The sequence below is a fragment of the Streptomyces sp. NPDC051064 genome (assembly GCF_044455985.1).
In the GTDB taxonomy this organism is placed as follows: Bacteria; Actinomycetota; Actinomycetes; order Streptomycetales; family Streptomycetaceae; genus Streptomyces.
Genome location: NZ_JBITFK010000011.1, coordinates 101,086 through 126,304 on the forward strand (window position 1 = coordinate 101,086; position 25,219 = coordinate 126,304).

24 protein-coding genes are annotated in these 25,219 nt (G+C 70.8%); 12 read left to right on the forward strand and 12 right to left on the reverse strand.

The features are described from left to right. Positions 1 to 44 precede the first annotated feature (44 nt). From ACIBCU_RS32885 to ACIBCU_RS32910, 6 genes are all read left to right on the forward strand, one after another. Positions 45 to 1,493 (forward strand): arabinose isomerase, encoded by a 1,449-nt coding sequence (locus tag ACIBCU_RS32885; protein ID WP_399235907.1) that lies wholly within the window; start codon positions 45 to 47, stop codon positions 1,491 to 1,493. Continuing rightward, a complete protein-coding gene (locus tag ACIBCU_RS32890) occupies positions 1,490 to 2,938 on the forward strand; it encodes a sugar porter family MFS transporter (RefSeq protein ID WP_399235908.1) in 1,449 nt (482 codons plus the stop codon). The genes ACIBCU_RS32885 and ACIBCU_RS32890 overlap by 4 nt, the downstream gene beginning before the upstream one ends. Before the next feature lie 78 nt (positions 2,939 to 3,016). Next, positions 3,017 to 4,075 (forward strand): zinc-binding dehydrogenase, encoded by a 1,059-nt coding sequence (locus ACIBCU_RS32895; protein WP_399235910.1) that lies wholly within the window; start codon positions 3,017 to 3,019, stop codon positions 4,073 to 4,075. Between the two features lie 135 nt (positions 4,076 to 4,210). Further along, positions 4,211 to 5,425: an MFS transporter gene (locus tag ACIBCU_RS32900; protein WP_399235912.1), complete on the forward strand. Its 1,215-nt coding sequence runs from the start codon at positions 4,211 to 4,213 to the stop codon at positions 5,423 to 5,425. 277 nt (positions 5,426 to 5,702) lie between these two features. Beyond that, entirely contained in the window at positions 5,703 to 6,983 is a 1,281-nt protein-coding gene (gene dacB / locus ACIBCU_RS32905) for a D-alanyl-D-alanine carboxypeptidase/D-alanyl-D-alanine-endopeptidase (RefSeq protein ID WP_399235914.1), read from the forward strand. Between the two features lie 154 nt (positions 6,984 to 7,137). Further along, positions 7,138 to 7,668 carry a GNAT family N-acetyltransferase gene (locus ACIBCU_RS32910; protein WP_399235917.1) on the forward strand — a complete coding sequence of 177 codons (531 nt, stop codon included), beginning with the start codon at positions 7,138 to 7,140 and terminating at the stop codon, positions 7,666 to 7,668. Positions 7,669 to 8,072: 404 nt separating this feature from the next. Here ACIBCU_RS32910 and ACIBCU_RS32915 read toward each other — a convergent pair whose 3' ends face one another. The 4 genes from ACIBCU_RS32915 to ACIBCU_RS32930 all read right to left on the reverse strand — a co-directional run bounded on the left by ACIBCU_RS32915 (position 8,073) and on the right by ACIBCU_RS32930 (position 10,450). Then, positions 8,073 to 8,429: a nuclear transport factor 2 family protein gene (locus tag ACIBCU_RS32915; RefSeq protein WP_399235919.1), complete on the reverse strand. Its 357-nt coding sequence runs from the start codon at positions 8,427 to 8,429 to the stop codon at positions 8,073 to 8,075. A 54-nt stretch (positions 8,430 to 8,483) separates the two neighbouring features. Then, complete coding sequence (locus ACIBCU_RS32920) at positions 8,484 to 9,203, reverse strand: DinB family protein (RefSeq protein WP_399236140.1); 720 nt, start codon at positions 9,201 to 9,203, stop codon at positions 8,484 to 8,486. 115 nt (positions 9,204 to 9,318) lie between these two features. Further along, positions 9,319 to 9,885, reverse strand: a complete 567-nt coding sequence (locus tag ACIBCU_RS32925; RefSeq protein WP_362928382.1) for a type 1 glutamine amidotransferase domain-containing protein — start codon at positions 9,883 to 9,885, stop codon at positions 9,319 to 9,321. Positions 9,886 to 9,997: 112 nt separating this feature from the next. Then, a complete protein-coding gene (locus ACIBCU_RS32930) occupies positions 9,998 to 10,450 on the reverse strand; it encodes a DUF5709 domain-containing protein (RefSeq protein WP_399235922.1) in 453 nt (150 codons plus the stop codon). Between the two features lie 347 nt (positions 10,451 to 10,797). Between ACIBCU_RS32930 and ACIBCU_RS32935 the strand changes: the two genes are divergently transcribed. From ACIBCU_RS32935 to ACIBCU_RS32945, 3 genes are all read left to right on the forward strand, one after another. After that, positions 10,798 to 11,424, forward strand: coding sequence for an alpha-ketoglutarate-dependent dioxygenase AlkB (locus ACIBCU_RS32935; protein ID WP_362928386.1), 627 nt, complete (start codon positions 10,798 to 10,800; stop codon positions 11,422 to 11,424). 116 nt (positions 11,425 to 11,540) lie between these two features. After that, positions 11,541 to 12,857: an acetyl-CoA carboxylase biotin carboxylase subunit family protein gene (locus tag ACIBCU_RS32940; protein WP_399235925.1), complete on the forward strand. Its 1,317-nt coding sequence runs from the start codon at positions 11,541 to 11,543 to the stop codon at positions 12,855 to 12,857. A gap of 39 nt (positions 12,858 to 12,896) precedes the next feature. Continuing rightward, complete coding sequence (locus tag ACIBCU_RS32945; RefSeq protein ID WP_399235927.1) at positions 12,897 to 14,927, forward strand: CocE/NonD family hydrolase; 2,031 nt, start codon at positions 12,897 to 12,899, stop codon at positions 14,925 to 14,927. A gap of 750 nt (positions 14,928 to 15,677) precedes the next feature. On the opposite strand, the gene ACIBCU_RS32950 is transcribed toward ACIBCU_RS32945, so the two are convergent. Then, positions 15,678 to 16,139, reverse strand: a complete 462-nt coding sequence (locus tag ACIBCU_RS32950; protein WP_399235929.1) for a MarR family winged helix-turn-helix transcriptional regulator — start codon at positions 16,137 to 16,139, stop codon at positions 15,678 to 15,680. Between the two features lie 90 nt (positions 16,140 to 16,229). Here ACIBCU_RS32950 and ACIBCU_RS32955 point away from each other — a divergent pair, with 90 nt between their 5' ends. Continuing rightward, positions 16,230 to 16,601, forward strand: coding sequence for a VOC family protein (locus ACIBCU_RS32955; RefSeq protein WP_362928394.1), 372 nt, complete (start codon positions 16,230 to 16,232; stop codon positions 16,599 to 16,601). A 140-nt stretch (positions 16,602 to 16,741) separates the two neighbouring features. On the opposite strand, the gene ACIBCU_RS32960 is transcribed toward ACIBCU_RS32955, so the two are convergent. The 5 genes from ACIBCU_RS32960 to ACIBCU_RS32980 all read right to left on the reverse strand — a co-directional run bounded on the left by ACIBCU_RS32960 (position 16,742) and on the right by ACIBCU_RS32980 (position 20,611). Continuing rightward, the gene (locus ACIBCU_RS32960) at positions 16,742 to 17,236 is read right to left on the reverse strand and encodes an FBP domain-containing protein (RefSeq protein WP_399235932.1); all 495 of its coding nucleotides are present in this window, start codon (positions 17,234 to 17,236) and stop codon (positions 16,742 to 16,744) included. Between the two features lie 50 nt (positions 17,237 to 17,286). Then, entirely contained in the window at positions 17,287 to 17,787 is a 501-nt protein-coding gene (locus tag ACIBCU_RS32965; RefSeq protein ID WP_399235934.1) for an NUDIX hydrolase, read from the reverse strand. Between the two features lie 62 nt (positions 17,788 to 17,849). After that, on the reverse strand, positions 17,850 to 18,749 hold the full coding sequence (locus tag ACIBCU_RS32970) for a hypothetical protein (protein ID WP_399235936.1): 900 nt from the start codon (positions 18,747 to 18,749) through the stop codon (positions 17,850 to 17,852). Next, on the reverse strand, positions 18,746 to 19,759 hold the full coding sequence (locus ACIBCU_RS32975) for an SPFH domain-containing protein (protein WP_362928402.1): 1,014 nt from the start codon (positions 19,757 to 19,759) through the stop codon (positions 18,746 to 18,748). Before ACIBCU_RS32975 ends, ACIBCU_RS32970 begins: the two co-directional genes overlap by 4 nt. A gap of 204 nt (positions 19,760 to 19,963) precedes the next feature. Continuing rightward, the gene (locus ACIBCU_RS32980) at positions 19,964 to 20,611 is read right to left on the reverse strand and encodes a TetR/AcrR family transcriptional regulator (protein ID WP_362928404.1); all 648 of its coding nucleotides are present in this window, start codon (positions 20,609 to 20,611) and stop codon (positions 19,964 to 19,966) included. 163 nt (positions 20,612 to 20,774) lie between these two features. Here ACIBCU_RS32980 and ACIBCU_RS32985 point away from each other — a divergent pair, with 163 nt between their 5' ends. Continuing rightward, on the forward strand, positions 20,775 to 21,587 hold the full coding sequence (locus ACIBCU_RS32985) for a phosphatase PAP2 family protein (protein WP_399235938.1): 813 nt from the start codon (positions 20,775 to 20,777) through the stop codon (positions 21,585 to 21,587). Beyond that, entirely contained in the window at positions 21,584 to 22,588 is a 1,005-nt protein-coding gene (locus tag ACIBCU_RS32990) for a DMT family transporter (RefSeq protein ID WP_399235940.1), read from the forward strand. Before ACIBCU_RS32985 ends, ACIBCU_RS32990 begins: the two co-directional genes overlap by 4 nt. A gap of 31 nt (positions 22,589 to 22,619) precedes the next feature. Here the strand turns inward: ACIBCU_RS32990 and ACIBCU_RS32995 are convergent, their stop codons facing one another. Further along, the gene (locus tag ACIBCU_RS32995; protein WP_362928410.1) at positions 22,620 to 23,153 is read right to left on the reverse strand and encodes a PadR family transcriptional regulator; all 534 of its coding nucleotides are present in this window, start codon (positions 23,151 to 23,153) and stop codon (positions 22,620 to 22,622) included. 33 nt (positions 23,154 to 23,186) lie between these two features. Beyond that, entirely contained in the window at positions 23,187 to 25,202 is a 2,016-nt protein-coding gene (locus ACIBCU_RS33000; RefSeq protein WP_399235944.1) for an FAD-dependent oxidoreductase, read from the reverse strand. Between the last annotated feature and the right edge of the window lie 17 nt (positions 25,203 to 25,219).

A 25,219-nucleotide genomic window follows, 5' to 3' on the forward strand; every position in this document is an offset into this window, starting at 1 on the left:
ACGTCCCGGGACCAGTGCCCCTCACCTCCCCGCAGGAGCCCCACATGCCTCTCACCGCAGTAGTCCCTCCCGCCCCACTCACCCGGGTGCCCGCCACACCCGCCCGGATCGGCCTCGTCACCGGCGGACTCGGCAACTACTGGCCGCAGTTCCCCGACCTGCTGCCCACCATCGAGAAGTCCGCGGCGGTGATAGGCGAGCGCGTCGAGGCGACAGGCGCGCACGTCGAGTACGCGGGAGTGATCTCCGATCCGGTCCAGGGCTCCGCCGCCGCCGAACGGTTGCGGAAGGCGGACTGTGACCTGATCATCGTGTTCGTCGCCACCTATATGGCCTCGGCCCAGGTCCTCCCCGTCTTCAAGTACGGCGGCGCACCGATCCTGTTGGTCAATCTGCAGCCCGGCACCTCCATGGACCATGCCACCTTCGGCACCGGCGATTGGCTCGGCTACGCCGGCTTCGCCGGGCTCCCCGAGATCGGTGTGGCCCTCGAGCGCCTGGGTATGCCCGTCCGCAGCGTCTCGGGACACCTGGCGGACGAACGCGCCTGGGCGAAGATCGACCGCTGGGTGCGCGCGGCCGGGGTGGTGCGCGCCCTCCGCGGCGCCCGGCACGGGATGATGGGGCACCTCTACCCCGGTATGTTCGATATCGCCACCAACATCACAGCCCTCACAGGGACGTTCGGCGGACATGTCGAGGTCCTGGAGTTCGACGACCTCAAGCTCCGCTACGACCGGGTCACCGACGCGGACACCGAGCGGGTGCTGGCCACCGTCGAAGAGGTGTTCACCGTGCACCCCGGCGCCGACCAGGAGAACATCCGCTTCCAGGCGCGGGTGTCGGCCGCGCTGGACCGGCTGGTGGAGGAGTACGGCCTCGACACGCTCGCGTACTTCTACTTCGGCGAGAACGACACTCTGCTCCAGCGGCTGGGTGCCGGCTTCGCCATCGGTGCCACCCTCCTCTCCTCCCGGGGCATACCGACCGTCACCGAGTACGAAGTCAGAGCGGCCGCCGCCATGTACGTACTGGACCAGTTCGGCGCCGGCGGCACCCTCACCGAGGGGCAGGCACTCAACTTCGACGACGGCGTGTGCGAAGTGGGCCACAACGACGCCGCGGACATGGCGATCACCGCCCGCAAGCCGCTGTTGCGCGGTCTGGACGTGTATCACGGGAAGTCCGGCGGCGGCGTGTCCGTCGAGGTGGACATCCGCCAGGGACCGGTCACCCAGTTCTCCATCGGGGAACTCCGGGACGGCAGCCTGCGGTTCATCGCCTCGGAGGGCTCGGTCGTCGACGGCCCCCTGCTGAGCATCGGCAACACCACCTCCCGGGTGGACTTCGGTTGCGACCCGGCCGACTGGGCGGACGCCTGGAGCCGGTCGGGCTCCACGCATCATTGGGCGATGGGCGTCGGGCACCGGGCCGCCGACATCGAGGCACTGGCCGACCTGCTGGGAGTTGAGTACCGGCTGGTGCAGCCGTGAGCGCCCGCACGGTCCGGGCGGAAGCGCCCACCGGGAGCGCCGCACCCCCGGCCGGGCACAGCCGGGGCTTCACCCTGTTGATCGCGCTGAGCGCCAGCGTCGGCGGGCTCCTCTACGGTTACGACACCGGCATCATCGGCAGCGCCCTGCTCCATCTCAAGGGCCCGATGGGCATCGCCGACGACACGTTCGTGCAGTCCGCCGTCACCGCCATCACGCTGCTCGGCGCCATCCTCGGAGCCCTCCTCACCGGGCCGGTCTCCGACCGGATGGGGCGGCGCCCCACGACGATGCTGGTCGCCGTGCTCTTCATCGTCTTCGCCGTGGGCTGCGGGGTGGCACCCGATCTGACCGTGCTGCTGGTGATGCGCTTCCTTCTCGGCCTCGCCGTCGGGGGTGCCTCTCAAATCGTCCCCGTGTACATCGCCGAGCTCGCGCCGCCGGCCGTGCGCGGCGCCCAGACCTCGCTGTTCCAGGTGATGATCTGCGTCGGCACCCTGCTCGCGTACCTCTCGGGGCATGTGCTGGGCCCGAGCCACGCGTGGCGTTGGATGCTGGCACTGGCGGCCGTGCCTGCCCTGCTGTTCCTGATCGGTATGGCTTTCCTGCCGGAGAGCCCGCGCTGGCTGCTCAGCCGAGGCCGTGAGGCACAGGCGCGCGCGGTGCTGGCCCGGGTGCGCTCGTCGGCCGACGAGGTGGACACCGAGATGGACGACATCCGAGGAACGCTCCACACCGAACAGGGTTCCTGGCGGGAGCTGTTCCAGCCCGCCGTGCGCCCCGCGGTCGTCGCCGGTGTCGGGGTGGCCCTGTTCTCCCAGATCACCGGAATCAGCGCCATCATCTACTACGCGCCGTCGCTCCTGGAACTCTCCGGCTTCGGGGAGTCTGCTTCCACTCTCGGCTCGGTCGGGGTCGGTGTCGTCCTCACGGTGTTCACCGTCCTCGGCATCTACCTGGTGGAACGCTGGGGCCGGCGCAAGCTGGTCGTCATCGGCCTCCCCGGCGCGGTCGTGGCGCTGGCCGTGATGGCGCTGATGCTTCCCTGGTCCAGCGGCTCCCCGGAGGTACTGGGTGGTGGCGGGCAGACTGTCGTGATCACCTGCCTGCTGGCGTACTTCGCCTTCAACGGCGGCAGCCTCTCCGTCGTGGCCTGGCTGTACTTCGCGGAGATCTTCCCGCTGCGGGTACGCGGCAAGGGCACCAGCCTGACCGCATTGGTCCTGTGGATCACCAACTTCCTCGTCACCCTCCTGCTGTACTTCGCCGCCGACCGGCTCGGCGTCGGGCTCGTCTTCGGAGTGCTGGCCCTGTTCAACGTCCTCGCCTGGGTCTTCGCGCTGCGGAGGATGGCGGAGACCAAGGGCCGCACCCTGGAGGAGATCGAGACCAGCCTGCTCGACGGCACGTTCGCCGCACACGGGCGTCCGGTCAGGACCCGCTGAGCCGTCCTCCCCGCCCCCAACGCACCGGCTGCCGGACGCCACCGCCTCCGGCCCGTAGAGAGACTTCGGTAGACCACCATGACTGACACTCCCACCCTCCCGGCCACGATGAAGGCCCTGGTCCTGCACAGCAAGGAGGACCTGCGCCTGGAAGAGCGGCCCGTTCCGGCGCCTGGCCCGGGCGAGATCCTGCTCGCGGTGGGATCGGTCGGAGTCTGCGGCTCCGACAAGCACTTCTTCCACGAGGGACGCGCGAGCAGCGACGTCATGACCGAACCGTTCGTGATGGGACACGAGTTCGGCGGACGCGTCGCGGCGGTGGGCCCCGGTGTCGAAACCGGCCGGATCGGCGAGCGGGTCGCCGTCGAGCCGCTGGTCCCCTGCGGCACATGCCGCAGCTGCCGTCGCGGCGAGTACAACGTCTGCCCCACCCAGCTCTTCCACGGCGTCCCGGGGGCGGAGGGTGCTCTCCAGGAGTACGTGGTCGTCCCCGCCGGCAACGCCTACCCGATCCCCGGCGAGGTCAGCGACGACGCCGCCGCCATGGTCGAGACCATCTCGGTGTCCCTCTGGGCCTCGCAACGAGGCGAAATCACCATCGGCGACCGGGTGCTCGTCACCGGCGGCGGCCCCATCGGGCTGTTCGCGCTCCAGGTGGCCGACGCACGCGGTGCCGAAAGCGTGACCGTGATCGAGCCCCAGGAATCGCGCCGCCTGGTCGCTGTACGTCTGGGCGCTGACACCTTCTCCTCCTTGGACGAACTTGCTGCCGCCGGGCACCCGGCTCTGCGGGACGGGTACGACGTCCTCATGGAGTGCACCGGCGTCCAGCAGGTGCGGCACTCCGGGTGCGGTTTCGTCCGGCCGGGCGGGAAGGCCGTCTTCGTCGGTGTCGGTGCTCAGGACGCGTCTGTCCCGATGCCCTCCGTGATCGAGCGTGAGGTCGAGATCCGGGGTGTCATGCGCTACCGGTTCACCTGGCCGACGGTGATCGCCGGGCTCGCCGCAGGCCGCTACCGGGCTGACGAACTGGTCACCCGGAGGCTTCCGTTGCACGAGGCCCACCGCGCGTGGACGGAGCCCCCGGCGGGCGCCGACGTCAAGACGATCATCCGCGTAGGATCCTCGGATACGTGAGATCCGAACAGTCGGCGGCGGGCCGGGAACACGGCCGTTATCGTGGCTGCGGTCGTGGCGTAATCAACGGAATACGTGGGACGGTGAGCGGTGACCGGTGACCGGCTCGGACATGACCCTGACCTGCGAGTCAAGGTGAGCTCGTCCGATCCGCCGCTGTGGACAGCGGACTTCCGGTTGTTCTTCACCGCCCGAACCACCTCTCTGCTGGGCGACGCGATGCTTCCCGTCGCGATCACTGCCGCCGTGATCCGGGCGGGATACGGGGCGAGCGGGGTGGGCTATGCGCTCGCCGCGCTCGTAGCCCCGTTCGCGGTACTGATCATCTTCGGCGGGGTGATGTCCGACCGCTTCGGCGCTCGGCGGCTGATGGTCGTCTCGGACACGGCCCGGCTCTGCTCCCAGGGAGTGCTCGCACTGCTGTTCCTGCTGGGTGCACCGCAGTTGTGGCAGATCCTGGTACTGCTGGCCCTGATCGGAGCAGGCAGCGCCATCTTCCAGCCCGGAGTCGCCAGCATCACCCCGCTCACCGCCCACGACGTGCAGAAGGCCAACGCGACCCTGCGTATATCGGAGTCCGTCACCCTCGTCATCGGACCGTCTCTGGCCGGCCTGCTGCTCGCGGTCTCCTCACCCGCGGCGGTGGTCGCCCTCGACGCCCTGACCTATGCGGCCAGCGGCGCCTGCCTCCTCCTGCTCCGCTCGGTCCCGATGGGCCCTGCCGCCGGGCGGAACGGTGAATCGTCGTTCAGGGCCGATCTCGTCGAGGGATGGCGGGAGTTCCGGGCCAGGACCTGGCTGTGGAGCGTCATCGTCGTCTTCATGCTCTGGCAGCTGGCCGGCGCGGGCCCCACCACCACTCTCGGCAACAGCGCGCTCGTCACCGACCACGGAGCATCGGTCTTCGGCCTGGTCATGTCGTCCCTCGGGGCGGGAAGCGTGCTGGGCGGGATCGTCGCGATCAGGCTCCGCCCGCGGTATCCCCTCCGGGCCGGCGCCCTGTCCATGATCCTTTGGGTGTTCATGCCGTTGGGGGTCGCTCTCGACCTTCCCGCCCCGCTCATCGCCGGATGCTACGGGGTGAGCGGCGTCGGCATGGCGTTCTGGATCGTCATGTTCCACACGAGCGTGCAGACGCACATCCCGCAGCATGTCCTCGGCCGGGTGCACGCGTACGACGCCGCCGGCTCGCTGGTGATGAAGCCGGTAGGGCAGGCCGCGGCCGGGCCGCTCGCCGTCGTCGCCGGGGCCGTGCCGCTGCTGTACGTGTCCGCGTCCATGGCGCTCGTCGCCTGCGCCCTGCTGCTCGCGATCCCGGCCGTGCGCGGCCTGAGGCGTGTGGAACGCTAGGGTCTTCCGTCCGGACCAGGCATCGCGAGCCCGGCATGATCCGGACGAGAGGCCCCAGCTACCCGTGTACCGGTACTGAAACGGTCTCCGTACCGTCACTGAATCTGCACAGCGAGCGGCTCGGTGCGGCCCCTGTGAAAGGGGTGACTGCCACTAGGTTTATTTGCATTCCTCATGCCCCTACTCGTCATGTGTGTGACGTGGAGACCCTGTGATACCCAGTTCTGACGCCGCGCCCGTATCCTCCACCGGAGGCCGTCACCGAAAGGCCCAGCCCGTGAACAGATCCGTCCGCCGGACGCTCGTCGCCGCGGTTCTCACCCCGGTCGCCGGCGCGGTCATGGCCGGTCAGTCGGCCTTCGCCGCCGACCAGCCGGCGGCGAGCGAAGAAAGCGTCAGCAGACTCGACTCCACCGACCAGAAGCTCGTGGACAACCTCGACGCCCGGTCCCAGGACAAGAACATCGGCAGCACCTTCAGCGGAGTGGTGCTGGACGCCGAGTCCGACGAAATGATCTGGGGTCACGACGCGAAGACGGCGCTGATGCCGGCGTCCAACACCAAGCTCGCCACCGCGACCGGCGCCCTGACCCTGCTCGGCCCCGACCACACGTTCACGACCAAGGTGGTCTACGGCGACGGCACACTCACTCTGGTCGGTGGGGGCGACCGCACTCTGACGACCGCCGATCTGACCGAGCTCGCCAAGAGCGCGGCCGCGGGTCTGAAGAACGCCGGCCTCGGCACGGTGAAGGTCCGGATCGACGACAGTCTCTTCGCGGCGCCGACACTCGCCGAGGGCTGGAACAGCAGCTACTACGACGACCAGATCGCGCCCGTGCGCTCCCTGGTGGTGGACGGGAAGCTCGTCCAGGACACCGCCATCGACGCGGGGAACGTCTTCGCGGCGCAACTCGCCGAACAGGGCATCGGCGTCACGGGGGACGTGACCCGCGGCCAGGCCGCTTCGACGGACTTCCCCGTGGCCGAGCACCGGTCCGCGGAGCTGTCCGTGATCGTCAAGCAGATGCTCAAGACCAGTGACAACGATATCGCCGAGACGCTGCTGCGGGCGACCGGCCTCGCCTCCGGCCGGGCGGCCACCTACGAGGGCGGCACTGCGGCCGTGCGTGACGTCCTCACCGGCTGGTACGGGATCTCGGTGTCCAACTTCGAGATCCACGACGGCAGCGGGCTGTCCCGCTCCAACCGCATCACGGCCCAGACCGTCGCCGAGATCCTCGATCTCACCACCGACCCCCGGCACACGAGGCTGAAGTCCGTCTCCGAAGGCCTGCCGGTCGCCGGTGAGGCGGGCAGCACGCTCGGGCCCGAGTGGGGACGGTTCGACACCGCCAACTCCGAGTGTGCCGTGGGCCAGGTCAAGGGCAAGACCGGCACCCTGACGGGGGCCACCGCTCTGAGCGGGCTCACGCAGGGGAAGGACGGCCGCTGGAAGATCTTCTCCTTCATCGAGAACAACTCCACCGCGGACGGCGCCGCCATCAAGGACTCCCTGGACGGCCTCGCCGCCACCGTGAACGGCTGCTGGGCCTGATCCCCTGACACGGTGACACACGTGGAAGTGTCCTGCGAGCTGCTGTGACGGAGGCTGCTGAAGCGTCCGGTACACGCGATCGGCAGGGCACTTCCGCCGTGTCCCCCTGGGAAAACCAGGTGGCCCCCGCGAACCACCTGAGTAGGGTGGGGCGATGCCCGAGCTGAAGCGGCTGCACGTCAGTCATGCCCCGGCGGTCCTGGCCTTCGAGTCGGCGAACCGCGCCTACTTCGCCGCAGCGGTCTCCGACCGCGGCGACGACTTCTTCGCCCGGTTCACCGAGAGGTACGGCGCCTTGCTGGCGGAGCAGGAGGCGGGAGTCTGCGCCTTCCACGTGCTTCTCGCCGAGGACGGCTCGGTGATCGGCAGGTTCAATCTGGTCGACATCGAGGACCGCACCGCGGAACTCGGCTACCGGGTCGCTCAGCACGCCACCGGCCGCGGCGTGGCGACCGCGACCGTCCGGGAAGTGTGCCGCCTCGCGGCGGCCGACCACGGGCTGCGCACCGTTCGGGCGGCCGCGACGCATCGGAACGTCGCGTCCCGGAAGGTGCTGACCGGAGCCGGCTTCGTCCCCGTCGGCCCCGCCGATCCGGCCCACATCGGCGGTGAGCCGGGCACCTGGTTCGAGCGTGACCTGATCGCTCCAGTCCCTACGCCGCGTCCCGGCCCGGTGGAAGCGTGAAGGCGTAGGCACACTGCGCGGCACATCCCCGGCAGGTGCCGACGAACCGGGAGAGGAGGTGCTCGTCGGCCTGGACAAGGATGTTGCGCCAGAAGCACCGGAACTCCCCGCATGCGCCGGAACGTTGACCGACCGCTGCGAGCGCGCCGGTGACGGCCGTGCACGAGGGCTTCGAGGTGAGGGTCTACGAGGGGAGCGGGCGAGGTCTCATGCCGTTCACCGGCTGGAGGCCGGTCGTGTACACCGAACGGCAGTTGTCCCAGCCGCCGTTCACCCTCAGCACGGCCGACCGTGTGCTGTGCGACGACTGTCACGGCTGGGGGCCGTACCGGACATGGTGTGCGCCCTCCGGAAATATCAACTCCACGCTCGACAAAGCCGGTTGACCGCTCAGGCCAGGCCGGTCAGAAGCCGTTGAAGAACCCGTACAGACGACTGATCCGGCCGCCCTCGAAGAACGCCACGTCGTATCCGGTCACCGCCGGAGCCCCACCCGTGGGACCGACCTCCCACGAGAAGTGGACGGCGTCGTGGTGGGTCAGCACCGCGCCGTGGGTGAAGAGCATCCCGCCGAAGTTCTTCTGCGAATCGCTGATGTACGTGTCGAGCGCCGCTGTGCCGTCGGCTTCCACCATCGGATCGACGTAGACGCCGTCCGGGGTGAAGACCTCGTCGAGCATGGCCCGCCGCACCCGGTCGTCCGACTCGTTCCAGACCGCGATGTACTTCTCGACCAGTTCCGTAACCGCACTGTTGTCCATGGACCACGACCCTATCGGCGGGGCTCCCGCCAGGTGGCGTTCCGGCTCAACCGGCTACCCGGGACCGGCGAACCGGGCCCTGTGGAGGTCGCGGAGCACCGCGATCTCGGCCATGTGGTGGATGAATTCGAGGTTGGCCCCCGCCAGCACGCTGACGAAGGGGTCGTCGGGATCGGAGCCGTACGGATACTGCGAGAGGCCGACCGTGTCGAGCTGCTCGTCCGTGAGGGCGGCGACACTCGCGCGCCAGCGGTCGATCAGCGCCCAGAACCTTTCGAGTGCCGGCCCGGCGGAGGGGGTGAAGTCGACCAGCAGCTGCGGCTCCTCGCGGCGTTCGCCGAAGGTCCACTCCCATTGGCCCGCCAGGCACGAGTGCAGATGGCCCAGCCGCCACGCGATGGTGGTGACCGGTGTCTCGTCGGGCTCCGGCACGCCGGTGTGCGCGAGGACCTGCTCGACCCGCTCGACGCTCACACTCCAGTCATCGGCGATCCTGGAGACGGTCATGCCGCCGGCGGCCTGCCGGGCGACCTCGGCGTACTCGTTCGCCGGGATGTCAGGGGCGCCCTTGTCGAGCACCCACTCACCCGGCCCGTACGCCCGGGGAGTCGTGGCCTCACCCCGGGGCCGGACCGACCAGCAACCGGCCACCGGCTCCCACAGGTACTCCTCGTCACCGAGCCCTGTCAGCCGCACCTGGGCCATCTCCCTGGCCTGGTCGAACTGGGTGAGCAGCAGGCCCAGCCGGTCGGTCCGTGCGCCCTCGGTCTCCACGTCCGGTCCCCTCGCCGTCATGTCCCGCAGCCCACCGGGCTCAGGCGGAAGTTATCGGCTCGTCCCGCGCGGCGCCACCGATTTCCCCGCCCGCGAAGCCGGTCGCCGCCCGCGGTCAGGGGCGCTCCGCGAGTGCCGTACGGATTTCCCCTACGAAGGGTTCCAGGTCACCCGGGTTGCGCGAGGTGATCAGCGTCCAGCCGCCGGAACCGTCCGTCACCACCGGCTCGTCCGTCCATTCGCCGCCCGCGTTGCGGATGTCGGTCCGCAACGACGCGTAGGAGGTCAGCCGCTTGCCCGTGACGACGTCCGCCTCGACCACGGCCCAGGGGCCGTGGCAGATGGCCGCGACAGGGCGGCCGGAGTCCGTGAAGGAGCGGACGATCCCGGTCGTGGCGCTCTGGAGCCGGAGCGTGTCGGCGTTCAGGGTGCCGCCCGGAATGAGCAGCAGGTCGTAGGCCGTGGGGTCGGCGTCGTCCAGCGTGAGGTCGGGACGGACACTCTTTCCCGGGTCCTTGTCACCGACCAGCGTCACGATGTCGTCCGTCGACACGGCCGCGACGTCGACCTGGACCCCCGCACCGCGGAGTCGGTCGACGGGCACCACGAGCTCGTCCTGTTCCACGCCGTAGTTGGTGACCACGGCCAGTACCTTGCGCTGCTTCTTGCCGTTGTCGGTCATCGTTTGTCACCCTTCCTGCGCGCGGTCCACCTGGTTGTGGCCCGCGATCGTGACGTTCCCCTGATCGGCCGGGGCATGTGTCCCGAGGGCCCAGGACACATGCCCCGGCCGATCAGGCTCCGTCGTCCTCCTGAATGTGGACCGCGGCCTCCTCGGCGGAGGCCGCGCCTCCGTCGATGCCGACGTCCCGGCCCAGCACCCTGTTGTTGCGCGTGGCTCCGGGTTCCTCGTCGGCGGTGGCGACGCGTCCGGCGCGCTCGGCCCCGGCGTCGTCCTCCTCCGGGCCGTTGTCCTCCGGCCCGTCGTCGGCGAGCAGCGGGTCCTCCTCGGGCACCTCCTGTGCCAGGCGCCCGTCGAGGGACTCGCCCTCCCTCTGCTCCTCGCCGGTCGTGCCGTACTTCGACACGCCCAGGGGCTTCTCCGGCGGGGAGTACCCGGTGTCCAGAGTGTCGTCGAGGTCGGGCTCGTCGATCACGTTCTCCGGGTCGAGGTCGTCCGTCGGACGGTTGTCCGCGTCCGAACCGTCCGGCTGGTAGACGTCGTCACCGCGTCCTTGTTCCGACATGGGGGCGCTCCTTCCCTCAAGGTCTGCCGTACCCGCCGCCGACCGTAGGGGGGCCGTGCGGCGTCGCCGCTCTCCTGCCCACCCGCGCGCATGTCAGTGATGTGGATTTCCGGGTGGCCGCCCGTCCTCCCGGGTGTGCGGTCCGGCTGCCGGGCGGAGTGGAACCCCTGGTCAGGGCCGTCGCGGCCGTACCCCGTCGGCCCCGGCAGCTTATGGCCGATCCCCGGCCGCTGCGACCGGGGCGGGCCGCCGACCCACGGCAAGGCGACGGGAGGCGGTGATCACGCCTGTACGGCCCCGTATGACCGACGGGAACGTTTGTTCTAATGGCCGGGTAGGCTTGACCCATGTCCGTTCATCTCCAGGGTTCGCTGTTCGACCAGGCCGACCGCCCCCGCCTGGGCCCGCTCACCGGGGTGCGCAGGACGGTCCTGGGTGACGGGGCGTGGATCGACCTGCTGCCGGGCTGGCTGAGCGGCGCCGACGAGCTCTTCGCCGAGCTCGTGGACAGAGTGCCCTGGCGGGCCGAGCGCCGGCAGATGTACGACCGCACCGTCGACGTGCCCCGGCTGCTCGCCTTCTACCGCTCCGAGGACGCACTGCCGGACCCCGTGCTGGACGAGGCCCGCGACACGCTGTCCTCCCATTACGGTGACGAGCTGGGCGAGCCCTTCACCACCGCCGGGCTCTGCTACTACCGGGACGGGCGCGACAGCGTGGCCTGGCACGGCGACCTGACCGGACGCGGCTCGCACCAGGACACGATGGTCGCGATCCTCTCCCTCGGCGCCCCGCGCGATCTGCTCCTGCGTCCCTGCCGCGGCGGCGACACCGTGCGTCGGCCGCTGGGCCACGGCGACCTCATCGTCATGGGCGGCTCCTGCCAGCGCACCTGGCAGCACGCCGTCCCCAAGACCGCGCACGCCCGAGGGCCACGGATCAGCGTCCAGTACCGCCCCCGTGGGGTGCGCTGACGCGGCAGCGCAGGGCGATGCCGGCTGTCCCCCGGAGATGGCACTGCATGTCAGCCGTGCGGCAGGGCAGGCGCCTGTGGTGTGCAGCAAGCACTTCCTACCGAAGGGACATCCACATGCCGCAGGTGCAGCACAAGAACATCTTCGTCGTCGGCCTCGACGATTCGAATCTGCCGACTCTGGAGGCTGTTCCGGACGCGGGCTCCTACCGGTTCCACCGCCTGCTGACCGTCCAGGAGCTGCAGGAGGGCGAGGTGTCCGTGCCCGCGCTGATGGACCGGGCCCGGGCTGTGCTCGACGCGCACGACGGCAGCATCGACGCGATCGTCGGATACTGGGACTTCCCGGTGAGCACTCTCGTCCCGATGCTCGGCAAGGAGTACGGCGTGCGGACGACCAGCCTCGAATCCGTCGTCAAGTGCGAGCACAAGTACTGGAGCCGGCTCGAACAGCAGAAGGTCATCGACGAGTACCCGCGCTTCGGCCGGGTGGACCTGGAAGCGGATGACCCGAAGCCCCCCGAGGGCGTGAACTTCCCCATGTGGCTCAAGCCGGCCCTCGCCTACTCCTCCGAGCTGGCGTACGGAGTCTCGGACATGGATGAGTTCCGGGCGGCCGTCGACAAGATCCGGGCGGGCATAGGCAGGGTCGGCAGGCCCTTCGACTCCGTACTCGACCTTCTGGACCTCCCCCCGGAGATGAAGGACGTAGGAGGCCAGGTCTGCCTGGCCGAGGAGGCGATGACCGGGATCCAGGTGGCCGTCGAGGGCTACGTCCACCAGGGCAAGGCGACCGTCTACGGGGTGCTGGACTCGATCAATTACCCGGCGTCCCCGTGCTTCCTGCGCCACCAGTACCCGAGCAGCCTCCCCGCCCCCGTGATCCGGAAGCTCCACGACGTCAGCGAGCGGACCATGGAGCGGATCGGCATGGACGAGGCGACCTTCAGCATCGAGTACTTCTACGACCCGAAGACTCAGGACATCAGCCTCCTGGAGATCAACCCCCGGCACTCCCAGTCCCATGCCGAGCTCTTCGACTACGTGGACGGCGCGCCCAACCACCACCGCATGATCAGCCTCGCGCTGGGCCGCGACCCTCAACTCACCGGCGGCAAGGGCCGCTACGCCGTGGCCGCCAAGTGGTACTACCGCTGGTTCGGCGACGGGAAGGTGCACGAGGTGCCCACCCCGGAACGGATCGCCGCGATCGAACGCGAGATACCCGGAGTGCGGATCGAGGTCGTGCCCGAGGAGGGGCAGAAGCTCTCCACCGTCTCCGGGCAGGACAGCTACAGCTACGAAGTGGCACACATCTTCACCGGGGGCGACGACGAGGAGGACCTGCGCGACAAGTTCGACCGGTGCGTGGCCGCCCTCGGTCTCACCTTCGACGAGACGGAGCCGGGGAGCCGCGGCACGAAAACCCGGTGACCCGTCCGGTCCAGCACGACGAAAGGAGGTCGCACAGGCATGCGCCACGTCGACCAGTTGCCCTTCGCGATCCAGGAAGAGAAGCACGTCACGATCCCCATGGAGGACGGAGTCGAGCTCTCCGCGCGGATCTGGCGTCCCACCGCATCGGACGCGGAACCCGTGCCGGCCGTCCTGGAGTACATCCCGTACCGCAAGAACGACCTCACCTCCACACGTGACGCCATCCACCACCCGTACATCGCCGGCCACGGCTACGCGTGTGTGCGTGTCGACATCCGGGGGACGGGCGAGTCGGAGGGTGTGCTGCTGGACGAGTACCTCGAACAGGAGCAGAGCGACGCCGAGTCGGTCCTCGCGTGGATCGCCGAGCAGCCCTGGTGCGACGGGAACACCGGGATGATGGGCATCTCCTGGGGCGCCTTCGCCGCCCTCCAGACAGCCGCACGCAGGCCGCCGAGCCTGCGCGCCATCTGCATCGCGTCGTTCACCGACAACAGGTACGCGGACGACATGCACTACCTCGGCGGTGCGATGCTGTCCGACAACCTGGCCGAGGCCGGGACCATGTTCGCGTACGCCACCTGTCCGCCCGACCCGGCCGTCGTCGGTGAGCGCTGGCGGGAGATGTGGCGGGAACGGCTCGACGCCGCGCGCCCCTGGGTCCTGGAGTGGCTGCGCCACCCGGACCGGGACGACTACTGGCGCCACGCGAGCCTGAGCGAGGACTACTCGGCCCTGCGCTGCCCGGTGCTCGCCTCCAGCGGCTGGGCGGACGGCTACTCCAACGCCGTGACCCGCCTGCTGAGCCACGTCGACGTCCCGCGCAAGGGACTGATCGGCCCCTGGTCGCACAAGCTCCCGCACCTCGGCGAGCCGGGGCCTGCCATCGGCTACCTCCAGGAGGTCGTGCGCTGGTGGGACCACTGGCTCAAGGGCATCGACAACGGCGTGATGGACGGCCCCATGCTCCAGGCATGGATGCAGGAGAGCGTCCCGCCCTCGACCTCCTACGAGGAGCGCCCCGGCCGGTGGGTCGGTGAGCCGTCCTGGCCTTCGCCGAACGTCGGCGAGACCGTCCTCCCGCTGCGGGACGGCGGACTGGGGGAGCCTGATGACCAGGAAAGCGAGGAGGACCGCGTCCACACGGTGCAGTCGCCGCTGTCCGTCGGCCAGTTCGCCGGCAAGTGGGCCTCGTACAACGCCCCGCCGGACCTGCCCTACGACCAGCGCGAGGAGGACGGCGGCTCGCTCGTCTTCCAGACCGCGCCGCTCGACGAACGCGTCGAGATCCTCGGCGCCCCCGTCGTCGTGGTGGAGGTGTCGGCGGACGCCCCGGTCGCGCAGCTGAACGTCAGGTTGTCCGACGTCGCACCGGACGGACGCTCCACCCGGGTGACGTACGGCGTGCTCAACCTGACCCACCGCGACAGCGAGGAATCCTCCGAGGCCCTGGAACCGGGCAGGCGCTACCGCGTCCGCGTACCGCTCCACAGCGTCGCGCAGGCCTTCCCGCCCGGCCACCGCATCCGGCTGTCGCTGTCCACCTCGTACTGGCCGCTCGTGTGGCCGGCGCCCGGACCCGCACTGCTGAGCGTGTACGAGAAGGGCAGCACCCTCACCCTGCCGGTCCGCCCCGACGACGTACCGGAGGACAAGGCCCTGCGCCCCTTCGGGGAGCCCGAGGGCTGCGCGCCCCCCGCCGTCACCCGGCTGAGTGAGCCGGAACAGGCGTGGACCGTGACCAGGGACCTGGTGGACTACCGGTCCGTGCTCGACATCGTGAAGGACCGTGGGCTCCAGCGGTACGAGGACAACGGGATCGAGGCCGGGCTGAGGGCCTGCGAGAAGTACAGCTGGATCGGCGAGGACTTCGGGTCGGTGCGCGGCGAGTCGGCCTGGGAGATGCGCTTCCGCCGGGCCGGCTGGGACGTCCGGGTCGAGACACGCACCGTGCTGACCTCGGACGACGAGGCCTTCCACGTGGACGCCACGCTCGACGGCTACGAGGACGGGCACCGGGTCTTCTCCCGTACGTGGAACGAGCGGATCAGCAGGCAGACCGTCTGACCCACCTCCGTGCGGGCCGGCTGCCACGCCCCGAAGGACGCTGCCGAAGGAGTGACAGTGCCGTCGGTGAGCGTGGTTGGGGCCCACGCCCGCCGCGACGGTCTTGGTGACGAGTCCCTTCCCGAGGTCGATCACCGAGAGGCCGCCGCCGGTCTGGTCGGCGGTGTAGGCGGTCCTGCCGTTCTTGGACAGCGCGATCGAGATCGGACCGTCGCCGGTGGGGATGAGCCGTGGGGTGACGGACTCGGCGGTGGCCTCGATGACCTGGTCGCCATTGAGGTGGTAACGCGCACTCGGGCGTGTGGGGTGCACGACAACTTCCCTGCGAGGGGGTTGTGTTCGGAGGCGCGGTGTCCGGTGGTGCGCGGCGTGCCCGTCCGGGCGGACGCCGCCTTGGTGACCTGAGTTGTCGTTCCTCGTACTACGGAGTCCCACTCGTGATCACGTCAGTGTCGCCGCAAGACACCCCGCGCCGGCCGCCGCGGACCGCGCGCCCGGATGAGGTGCCGCGGCTCCGGGAGCCGGCGCCGGGGGAGACCGAGGATTTCTGGGCGACGGTGGGCGGCAGCGGCACGCCCCTCGTCTCTCCGGACCCGCAGGGCAGCGCCGGTCACCGGGCGGTGACGTTCCTCTGGCGCGGCACGCGGCCACGACTACCTGTGCTGGCGTACGGAGCTGGCCGACGGCCTCGTGGACCTGCTGGGCCCCGCCGCTTCCTTGGACACTGCCTGGGGCCCGCGCCGTCCCTCGTCACCCGCCGAGGGCCTCGGTCATCGAGTCGAGGTCGGCCAGGAGGGCCGTCAGGCGGCCCTCGGGAACGTTCCTGATCATGCGTTCCTCGATGGCGTAGACGGCGCCCCGTGCCGCTCGCAGGCGCCGTTCCCCGGCGGGGGTCAGATGGGTGGGCAGGGCGCGTCCGTGGTCGGTGGTGAGCGGCCGGGTGATGAGTCCGGCTTCCTTGAGGCCGCGCAGGACGACATTGGCCGACTGCCGGGTGACGAAGGTGCCACGGGCCAGGTCGGCGTTGGACAGGCCGGGCCTTTCGTCGAGGAGTTCGAGGCAGGAGTACTGCGGGACGGTGAGGTCGTGCTCACGCAGGGCCTTGTCCATGGCGTTGCGCAGGGCGGACGAGGCGCGTTTGAGGCGGTATCCGACGTGCTCGGTGACGTCGTGGGCCGGGTGGGGTGCGGGCACGGGTGCACGGTCTTCCATGTCAATATTTTGACATACCCGGGAGCCGGTACCTATGGTCAGTCATGTCAAAGTACTGACATCGAAGCGATGTACTGCCCAGGAGGAACCATGACCGCCACCGTCGAAGGCCCCGACTTCATCGCTCTGCAGGTGAAGGATGTGCCCGGCGCGGCCGCCTTCTTCGAGGAGCGACTCGGGTTGCGCCGGGCACCCTCCGCGCCGCCCCACGCGGTCGTCTTCGCGACCGAACCGATCCCGTTCGCCGTCCGTGAGCCGCTCCCGGGCGTCGACCTGGACGGCGCCGCGCGCCCCGGTCTGGGGGTGGCGCTGTGGCTGCGGACCACGGACGCCGGCATGCTGCGCGAGCAGCTCGTGGCGGCGGGCACGGAGGACGTCACCCCGTTGCAGGACAGCCCGTTCGGGCCGGTGTTCTCCTTCACCGGCCCCGAGGGCTACCGGCTCACCGTCCACGGAGGCTGACTTAGCACGCGGCGTCCCGGACCTCAGGCCCGGCCCGGCACGAGCGCGGCGGCGCACGCCGCGTGCGGTGCCGGGCCGAACCGGACGGACCATCCCGCCGGCACCTTCCGGTCCGCCTCGGCTGACCGGGCGGTGCCGGGTCAGGCTGCGAGCAGGTCCAGGAACGCGGTGAGCTTGTTCCTCGTTCGCTCGATCTGCTGCTCGACGGTCAGCGACTCCTCGAAGCGCCCGCCGGGGGCCGGCGTCTTCTTGCCGCGCACGTACAGCGAGCAGTCGAGGTCGGTGCAGAGGTAGATGCCCACCGAATTGCCGTCCCTGCCCGCCTGCCCCCGCTTGCGGGCGGTCATCAGCGAGACCCCGCTGCCCGGGTGCGTGGTCAGGCAGACCGAACACATGCTGCGGTGCAGGAAGCCGCGCTGCTGGGACGGGAAACGGAGGGTGATGCCGGTGACCTCGCCGCGCAGCTCGGTGACGATGTAGCTCCGGTCCGGAGCCGAGAGGTCGCGCCAGCCGAGGAAGTCCAGGTCGTCCCAGCGGCGCTCGTCGAGATCGCGGGGGAGCGGCAGGCGCTTCGCCTCCCCCTTGGAACAGTTGACGAACGACGCCCGGATGTCCTGCTCATTGACGGCTCTCATGGACTCGACGCTAACTCTGCCTATGAGTCCTAGGCAAATGTTTATCTGTACTAGGCCGGGTCCCGGGGCGATGAGACCCGCAGGTGATGGGCCGCCGGATGCTCGATGGCGAGATCCGGGCGCCAGACGGCCAGGATCTGCGCCGACGGGTCGAACAGGGGACCTGGCAGCTCCTCGGGGTCGGTCCACCGCCACTCGCTGACGAGATGCGGCTCGGTGACCTGCGGGACGGCCGAATCAACCCTCACCAGTGCGGCCATGCTGATCCTGTTGATGCCGCCCACCACATCGTGCACCATCGCGAAGACGGTGACAGCGTCCACGGGCACCCGCAGTCCCGTCTCCTCGCGCAGTTCGCGGGCGGCGGCCTCCGCGACCGACTCGTGGGTCGGGTCGACCTTGCCGCCGGGCAGCTCCCAGGTGCCGCCGCGGTGCCTTCCCAGCAGGATCCTGCCGGCCCCGTCCTGCACGACGACGCCCACGCCGAAGGCGGCCTGGGCGAGCGGAGTGCGGGCGTTCCGGGGCGGGACGTTCACGGAATCGGTGGTCATAGGCTGCTCTGCCCCCAGCTGGTCGGCACGGGTGACGCGGTCCCCTCATCCTCACACGGCGATCACGCCACCAGATTGAGTGTGGTGCCGGCGACACCGAGACGGACGGACTGACCCCACGTCAACTCCAGTGCGTCGGACTCCATCCCGTCGCCGAACACCACCATCCGGTCCGACTCGACGGTGAGCCTGAGGCCGTCCCCGCGCCCCAGCTCGCCCGCGGTCATCGAGGTGCCGGTGGCCGGTGAGGGCCAGGCCTCCCGCACGAACCAGACCAGTCGCGGATCGGAGGGGGCCGGCAGCCGCAGGGGGCTGCCGCGCTCGAGCCAGAGCGAGCGCAGCCAGCCGGTGGAGCCCGTGCCGGTGCCCACCAGGACGCCCGACGACGCCTGTGACTCGACGACGGACGGGGCGCCGTCGGGGCCGATGCGGTAGCGGGCGGTCTGATGGCCGGGCGGTCCGAGGTAGATCTCGTTGAGGGCGAGGAGCCGCTGGGTGTCGTCGGCGACGGCCTCGGTCATCGTGAGGGCGTCCACCCGTCCGCCGGGTGACGCGGCGGCCCGGCACAGCGCCGCCGTGTCACGGGCCCTGTGGCGCACGAGAACTCCGGGGTTGCGGCCCGGGTCGGTGTCGATGCCCACCACGGGCTGCCCGGACAGGTACTTCGCGGCGTTGGCCACCAGGCCGTCCTGCCCGACCACGACGACCACGTCCTCGGGCCCGAACAGGAAACGGTCGAGATCCGCCCGCTCCACCCGGGTCCGGCGCCACCGCAGCGGCAGGGCCGCCGCCACCTCGGTGAGTGCCCGCTCGTGGCGCCGGTGCCGCTCGGCCACCTCGTCGAGCGACCGGCCGCGTCCGGCGAGCACGAACGCGGCCTGCCCGTGCGTCCCGTGCCGGGCCAGCAGCTCCTCGTACTCCGTCGTCCGGTGCACCAGCACCGCCCGCGGGGCCAGGCTCACGCCCGCGCCCCCGGCTCCGGCCGGCCGAGCCTGGCGAGCAGACCGGTCAGGACGTCGGGGGAGAGGGTGAGGCTGTCGATGCGCGGGAGATTCTCAGCCAGCCGCGTCGCGGCCAGGGCGTGCAGCGTGCCGGGGTCGACGTCCGCATGCGCCCGCAGCCAGGCCGCCTGCGCCTCGGCGCGTGCCGCCCCGACGTCGCGGGCGGCCTCCGCCTCCGCGCGGGCCAGGCGCACGGTGCGGGCGGCCTCCGCGGCCGTACGCACCCCGTCGGCCGCCGACTTCTCCTCGGCCTCCCGGCGGGCGTTGGTGCCGCGCTGGTCGACCAGTTGCTCCTCGCGGCGCGCGAGCTCGATCTTGCTGGCGAGCTCGTTCTCGGCGATGGTGCGCTCGCGCTCGACCGCGACCGCCCGGCGCTCGTACACCGACCGGTCCGCCTCCTGCTGGATCTGCTCCCTGGCCGGGGTGCGCAGGGCGCGTTCGACCTCCGCCTCGGGGCGGATGGCGACGACGCGTACGGCGACCACGTCGATGCCGGTGGCGGGCAGCCGGGGCTCGGCGGCGAGCCCGGTGGCGACCCGTTCCCGTACGGCGGCGACCCCGTCCACGAGGGCGGTGGCGAGAGGGGTGCGGGCCAGGACGTCCAGGGTGTGCTGCTGCGCCGTCTCGGTGAGCAGGGTGGCGATCTGCTCCAGGGGTGCACCGCGCCAGATCCCGGTGTCGGGGTCCACCGAGAAGTCGAGCCGGACGGCCGCCTCGGCGGGGTCGCTGATCCGGTAGGTGACCGTGGCCTGCACGGTGACGTCCTGGAAGTCGGCCGTACGGGCGTGGAACGCCATCGCCAGCTCACGGTCGTCGACCGGGACCTCGGAGAGCGCCGCGGAGAGCGAGCGGTACCAGAAGCTCAGTCCGGGGCCGTCATGGGTGAGTCTGCCGCGCCTGTGGTGGCGGATGTGGGCGGTGGGTGCGGAGCGCAGGTGGCGCCAGCCGAAGCGCCGGGTGATGTCGGCCATCTTGACCCCCTCTTTCTCGTCATGGAGACGATAATGAATTCCGGGGGATATCGTCAAGGGGACGAGAAGGGGTGCCGGACATGAAGCGGCCGGCCGGTGGTCTCCTCGGAAACCGCCGGCCGGCCGGTTGTGCGCCGACCCCGTCCCCACGGTGCGGCGCGCGGGTGGACCGCCGTCATCCGCTCGGACGACGGTCCACGTTCATCAGGTCCCGCTTCCCTCGGGAGCGGGCGGGGAGGCGGGGAGTCCGAGTGCCGGCAGCACGGCGCACTCGATGAAGCGGGCGAGGAAGGAGGCGTCGCCCGCGTACCGCTCCTCCAGGAGTGGCCGGGCGCGCATGATGCCGAGCATCTGGGCGGCCACGTAGTCCGCCGCGGGGTTGTCGGCATCGATCTCGCCGCGTCGGACGGCGCGTTCGACCATCGCGTCGAAAGCCGCGATGGCCGGCGAGATCAGTGTGGAGCGCATCGCGCAGAGCAGGTCGGGACTCTGGAGTGCCGCATGGCTGAGCGCGTGCATCAGTGCGGTGTCCTGGCCGGACGCCGCGTCCACCACCCGTGCCACCTCGTGCAGATCGCCGCTCAGGCTGCCGGTGTCGATGTCCGAGAACAAGGTTCTGCGGGTGCCGTGCAGTGCGGCGACGACCAGCTCCGGCTTGGAGCCCCACTGGCGGTAGAGCGTGGACTTCCCGCACCGGGTGCGCGAGGCGACGCCCTCCATGGTCAGTGAGTCGTACCCGCTCTCCCGGAGCAGGTCCAGCACGGCGGTGTAGAGCTCCTGTGCGCGTTCCGGTGTGATCTTCGACCGGCGTGACGCGGGTACGGACTCCTGTGCTGAACCGGGCGACGGCATCTGCTTCCCTCTCTGCGACTCTGCGGCTGGGGACCCTCGATACGCCAGTGTACCGATACGCGTGTGTACCGATACGCCGACGTATCGGTACACTGGCGTATCGATACGGCATGGACTGGCCATGCCGACGTCGTAACAGCGCACCGTCAGCAAAGGGGCACGGGTGAAGCACACCCGCAGCGAGCCTTCGGAGCGGGAGCCGGACGCCTCAGCCCGACCGCCCCTCGTCCGCGAGCTGCTTCTGATAGCCGGACTCTTCCTCGTCTACAAACTCGGCCGTCAGGCCGCGAACGGCCATGTCGAGGAGGCCTTCCACAACGCCGGACACGTCTGGAGCTTCGAAAGGGCTCTCGGCCTTCCCGGCGAAGGAGCCGTTCAAGGCGCTCTGCTGCACAGCGACAGGCTCGTCGAGGCGGCGAACACCTACTACGCGACCGTGCACTTCCCGGCCACGGTGGCGTTCCTGGTCTGGCTGTACTGGCGCCGCCCGCGCCACTACGTCTGGTCACGCCGCATCCTGGCCGCGCTCACCGGCACCGCGCTCGCCCTGCACCTGCTCTTCCCGCTCGCCCCGCCGCGCATGCTGCACGCGGCCGGCCTCGTCGACACCGGGCAGGTCTACGGACCGACGGTGTACGGGGAGACGCCCTCGACCGACTCGATGGCCAACCAGTTCGCGGCCATGCCCTCACTGCACTTCGGCTGGGCCCTGGCGGTCGCCGTCGGACTGATCGTCGCCACACGCTCCCCGTGGAGCCTGCTGTGGCTGCTGCACCCCCTGCTCACCCTGTTCGTCGTCGTGGGCACCGCCAACCACTACTGGCTCGACGTGATCGTGGTCTCCGCCCTGCTCGCCGTCGCGTACGCCGCGCTCAGGCTGCCGCGCACACCGGTCCGTACGCACCTGCCGTGGCCAGCCGTCCCGGCCCAGAACTACGTGTCCCCCGCGTACGCACGATCCGGAGCGCGTCGATGAACGCCACACTCATAGCCGTCGCGCTCTCCCTCGTCTCCGCCGGTGCCTACGCGGCCGCCGCGGTGGCCCAGGCCCGGCTGGCCGGGCGGACCGACCCCTCCGCCGGGGCGCTGCGCCTGATGGGCCGCGGGGCCTGGTGGTCGGCGGTCGGCCTGAACGCCGGCGGGGCACTGCTGCACGTCGCCGCGCTGAAGTACGGACCGCTCACCCTGGTCCAGCCGCTCGGCGCGCTCACACTCGTCGCCGCCGTTCCGCTCGGTGCCCGTTCCGCCGGCCGCCGGGTCAGCCGTACGGAATGGCGCGGCACGCTCCTCACTCTCGTCGGCCTCGCCGCGCTGCTCCTGGCGGCGGGCGGCGCCGCGCCGCACGACACCCTGAGCCTCCCCGAGGCACTGGGCGTCGGGGCCGTCACCATGGCGCTCGTCGCCGCGCTCAGCCGCCCGGGCACCCGGCCCGGCCTCCGGCACGCCGCCGCCTCCGGCATCACCTCCGGGGTGGCCTCCGCCCTCACGCAGACCCTCACCGTGGCCGCGACCGACCACTCGGGCCCGCTGCTGAGCTGGCGGCTGGTGACCGTGGCGGTGCTCGTCTCCTTCTTCGCCCTGGGCGGCCTGATGCTGTCCCAGACCGCCTACCGGGGCGGCCTCGGCGCCCCGCTCGCCGTGGTCACCCTCGCCAATCCGGTCGCCGCCGCCGCGATCGGCCTGATCCTGCTCGGCGAGCGTATCCAGGGCGGGGCGCTCGGCCTCGTCCCCGCGCTCATCGGCGCCCTGGCAGCAGTCCGGGGCGTGATCCTGCTCAGCCGCGCACAGGCGGGGAGCACGGCCGGGAGCGTGCCCGCGCCGGCCGGGGCCGCTGCCGCGCCGGCGGTCACCGGGTCGGCCGTCACCGGGCCCCCGTCGAGGGTCGTCATCACCGGCCCGTCCCTCACCGCCCCACGTCCCACCGAGCCGTTCACACTGCACCCGGAACCGGTCGGGAGCTCGGGCGGCCCCGGCTGAGCTGTCCCGACGGCCACCGGCCGGGCAGCCCTCAGGGGCCGTCCAGCTCGTCGATCGCCCTGGTCAGCCAGCCCGTCCAGAACGTCTCCAGATCGATCCCCCCGCGCAGCACCAGACGGCGCAGCCGGTCCTCGTCCGCTGTCCGCTCCGGAGGGAAGTCCCGCTTCTCGATCTCCAGATACTCCGCCAGCCGCTCCTGGTGCAGCACCAGGTGCCTGCGCAGCTCCCCGGCCAGTCCCGGGGCACCGACCACGGCGGCCGCCCGCATCCTCAGCAGCAGGGGATCGCGTACCGGCCGCGGATCCTCGGCGAGCGACACCCAGGCCGTCAGAGCCTCGCGGCCGGCGGGCAGCACTTCGTACTCCTTCTTCTGCCCACGCGCCGGCTGCGCGGCCGGCAGGACCCGGATGTGACCGGCCTGCTCCAGCTTTCCCAGCTCGCGGTAGATCTGCTGGTGCGTGGACGGCCAGAAGTAGCCGATCGACCGGTCGAACCTGCGCGTCAGTTCGAGACCGGACGACGGCTTCTCGAGCAGGGCCGTGAGGATCGCGTGCGGGAGTGACATGCAGTGCATCCTAGGGACGGCTGGAGCGGGTGGTCACAGCTCCGCGGCGAGCTCGGTGCCCTGACGGATCGCACGTTTGGCGTCCAGTTCCGCGGCCACGTCGGCACCGCCGATCAGATGCGCCGGACGGCCCGCTGCGAGCAGCTCCTCGTACAGCTCACGCCGCGGTTCCTGACCGGCGCACAGCACCACGGTGTCGACCGGCAGCAGGTGCTGCTCGCCGTCCACGGTGAGGTGCAGGCCCTCGTCGTCGATCAGGTCGTACGACGCGCCGGCGATCATCGTGACACCGCGGTGGCGCAGCTCGGTCCGGTGGATCCAGCCGGTCGTCTTCCCGAGCCCGGCCCCGACCTTGCTCGCCTTGCGCTGGATCAGATGGACCGTGCGCGGGGACTTCGGGCGCTCCGGCGCCCGCAGCCCGCCCCGCCCCGCGTAGTCCGTGTCCACGCCCCACTGCCGGAAGAAGACCTCCGGGTCGAGGCTCGCCGCGTCGCCCCCGTCGGTCAGGAACTCGGCGACGTCGAAGCCGATCCCGCCCGCCCCGACGACCGCCACCCGGTCACCGACCTCCGCGCCGCCCTTCAGGACGTCCAGATAGCTCAGCACGCTGGGGTGCCCGACGCCGGGGATCGCGGGGGTGCGGGGCTCGACCCCGGTGGCCAGGACGACCTCGTCGAAGCCGGCGAGCGCGGCGGACGTGGCCCGGGTGCCGAGCCGGAGCTCGACTCCCTCCTCGGCGAGGCGCGTACGGAAGTAGCGCAGCGTCTCGTCGAACTCCTCCTTGCCGGGGACCCGGCGCGCGACGTTCAGCTGGCCGCCGATCTCGTCGGCCGCGTCGAACAGGGTCACCGCGTGCCCGCGCTCGGAGGCCGTGACCGCGCAGGCCAGTCCGGCCGGCCCGGCGCCGACCACCGCGACGCGCTTGCGCACCCGGGTCGGCGAGAGCACCAGTTCGGTCTCGCGGCAGGCGCGCGGATTCACCAGACAGGAGGTGATCTGCAGGCTGAAGATGTGGTCCAGACAGGCCTGGTTGCAGCCGATGCAGGTGTTGATGGCGTCGGCGCGGCCCTCGGCGGCCTTGGCGACGAATTCGGGGTCGGCGAGGAAGGGCCTCGCCATGGATACCATGTCCGCGCGGCCGGAGGCGAGGACCTCCTCGGCCAGCTCGGGGGTGTTGATGCGGTTGCTGGTCACCAGAGGCACGGAGACCGCGCCCCGCACCTTCTCCGTCACCCAGGTGAAGGCGCCGCGCGGCACGGAGGTCGCGATGGTCGGGATGCGGGCCTCGTGCCAGCCGATCCCGGTGTTGATGATGGTCGCCCCGGCCGCCTCGATCTCGCGGGCGAGACGGACGACCTCCTCCAGCGTGGAACCACCGGGAACCAGGTCCAGCATGGACAGCCGGTAGATCAGGATGAAGTCGGGGCCGACCCGCTCACGGACGCGGCGCACGATCTCGACGGGGAAGCGGATGCGGTTCTCGTACGAGCCGCCCCAGCGGTCCTCCCGGTGGTTCGTGGCCGCGACGATGAACTCGTTGATCAGATAGCCCTCCGAGCCCATGATCTCGACGCCGTCGTAGCCCGCCCGGCGCGCGAGCTCCGCCGCCCGGACGAAGTCCTCGATGGTCTCCTCGATCTCGTCGTCCTCGAGCGCGTGCGGGGTGAACCCGCTGATCGGGGCCTTGAGCGCGCTCGGCGCCACCAGGTCGGGGTGGTGGGCGTAGCGCCCGAAGTGCAGGATCTGCATCGCGATGCGCCCGCCCGCCGCGTGCACGGCCGCCGTGACCTCGGAGTGCTGCTCCGCCTCGGCCTCGGTGGTCATCTTGGCGCCGCCGGGGAAGGAGCACGCTCGCTCGCTGGGCGCGATCCCCCCGGTCACCATGAGACCCACCCCGCCGCGTGCGCGCGCCGCGTAGAACGCGGCCATCCGCTCGAAGCCGCGCTCGACCTCCTCGAGACCGATGTGCATCGACCCCATCAGCACCCGGTTCGGGAGCGTGGTGAAGCCGAGGTCGAGCGGGCTCAGCAGAGTGGGGTACGGGCTCATCCGGGTCTCCTCGCAGG

What these genes read in the sequence shown, in the direction of transcription:
- ACIBCU_RS32885 (WP_399235907.1), top strand. Translation starts at nt 45, where the DNA reads ATGCCTCTCACCGCAGTAGTCCCTCCCGCCCCACTCACCCGGGTGCCC.
- ACIBCU_RS32895 (WP_399235910.1), top strand. Translation starts at nt 3,017, where the DNA reads ATGACTGACACTCCCACCCTCCCGGCCACGATGAAGGCCCTGGTCCTG.
- ACIBCU_RS32910 (WP_399235917.1), top strand. Translation starts at nt 7,138, where the DNA reads ATGCCCGAGCTGAAGCGGCTGCACGTCAGTCATGCCCCGGCGGTCCTG.
- ACIBCU_RS32915 (WP_399235919.1), bottom strand. Translation starts at nt 8,429, where the DNA reads ATGGACAACAGTGCGGTTACGGAACTGGTCGAGAAGTACATCGCGGTC.
- ACIBCU_RS32925 (WP_362928382.1), bottom strand. Translation starts at nt 9,885, where the DNA reads ATGACCGACAACGGCAAGAAGCAGCGCAAGGTACTGGCCGTGGTCACC.
- ACIBCU_RS32930 (WP_399235922.1), bottom strand. Translation starts at nt 10,450, where the DNA reads ATGTCGGAACAAGGACGCGGTGACGACGTCTACCAGCCGGACGGTTCG.
- ACIBCU_RS32935 (WP_362928386.1), top strand. Translation starts at nt 10,798, where the DNA reads ATGTCCGTTCATCTCCAGGGTTCGCTGTTCGACCAGGCCGACCGCCCC.
- ACIBCU_RS32940 (WP_399235925.1), top strand. Translation starts at nt 11,541, where the DNA reads ATGCCGCAGGTGCAGCACAAGAACATCTTCGTCGTCGGCCTCGACGAT.
- ACIBCU_RS32945 (WP_399235927.1), top strand. Translation starts at nt 12,897, where the DNA reads ATGCGCCACGTCGACCAGTTGCCCTTCGCGATCCAGGAAGAGAAGCAC.
- ACIBCU_RS32950 (WP_399235929.1), bottom strand. Translation starts at nt 16,139, where the DNA reads ATGGAAGACCGTGCACCCGTGCCCGCACCCCACCCGGCCCACGACGTC.
- ACIBCU_RS32955 (WP_362928394.1), top strand. Translation starts at nt 16,230, where the DNA reads ATGACCGCCACCGTCGAAGGCCCCGACTTCATCGCTCTGCAGGTGAAG.
- ACIBCU_RS32960 (WP_399235932.1), bottom strand. Translation starts at nt 17,236, where the DNA reads ATGAGAGCCGTCAATGAGCAGGACATCCGGGCGTCGTTCGTCAACTGT.
- ACIBCU_RS32965 (WP_399235934.1), bottom strand. Translation starts at nt 17,787, where the DNA reads ATGACCACCGATTCCGTGAACGTCCCGCCCCGGAACGCCCGCACTCCG.
- ACIBCU_RS32975 (WP_362928402.1), bottom strand. Translation starts at nt 19,759, where the DNA reads ATGGCCGACATCACCCGGCGCTTCGGCTGGCGCCACCTGCGCTCCGCA.
- ACIBCU_RS32980 (WP_362928404.1), bottom strand. Translation starts at nt 20,611, where the DNA reads ATGCCGTCGCCCGGTTCAGCACAGGAGTCCGTACCCGCGTCACGCCGG.
- ACIBCU_RS32990 (WP_399235940.1), top strand. Translation starts at nt 21,584, where the DNA reads ATGAACGCCACACTCATAGCCGTCGCGCTCTCCCTCGTCTCCGCCGGT.
- ACIBCU_RS32995 (WP_362928410.1), bottom strand. Translation starts at nt 23,153, where the DNA reads ATGTCACTCCCGCACGCGATCCTCACGGCCCTGCTCGAGAAGCCGTCG.
- ACIBCU_RS33000 (WP_399235944.1), bottom strand. Translation starts at nt 25,202, where the DNA reads ATGAGCCCGTACCCCACTCTGCTGAGCCCGCTCGACCTCGGCTTCACC.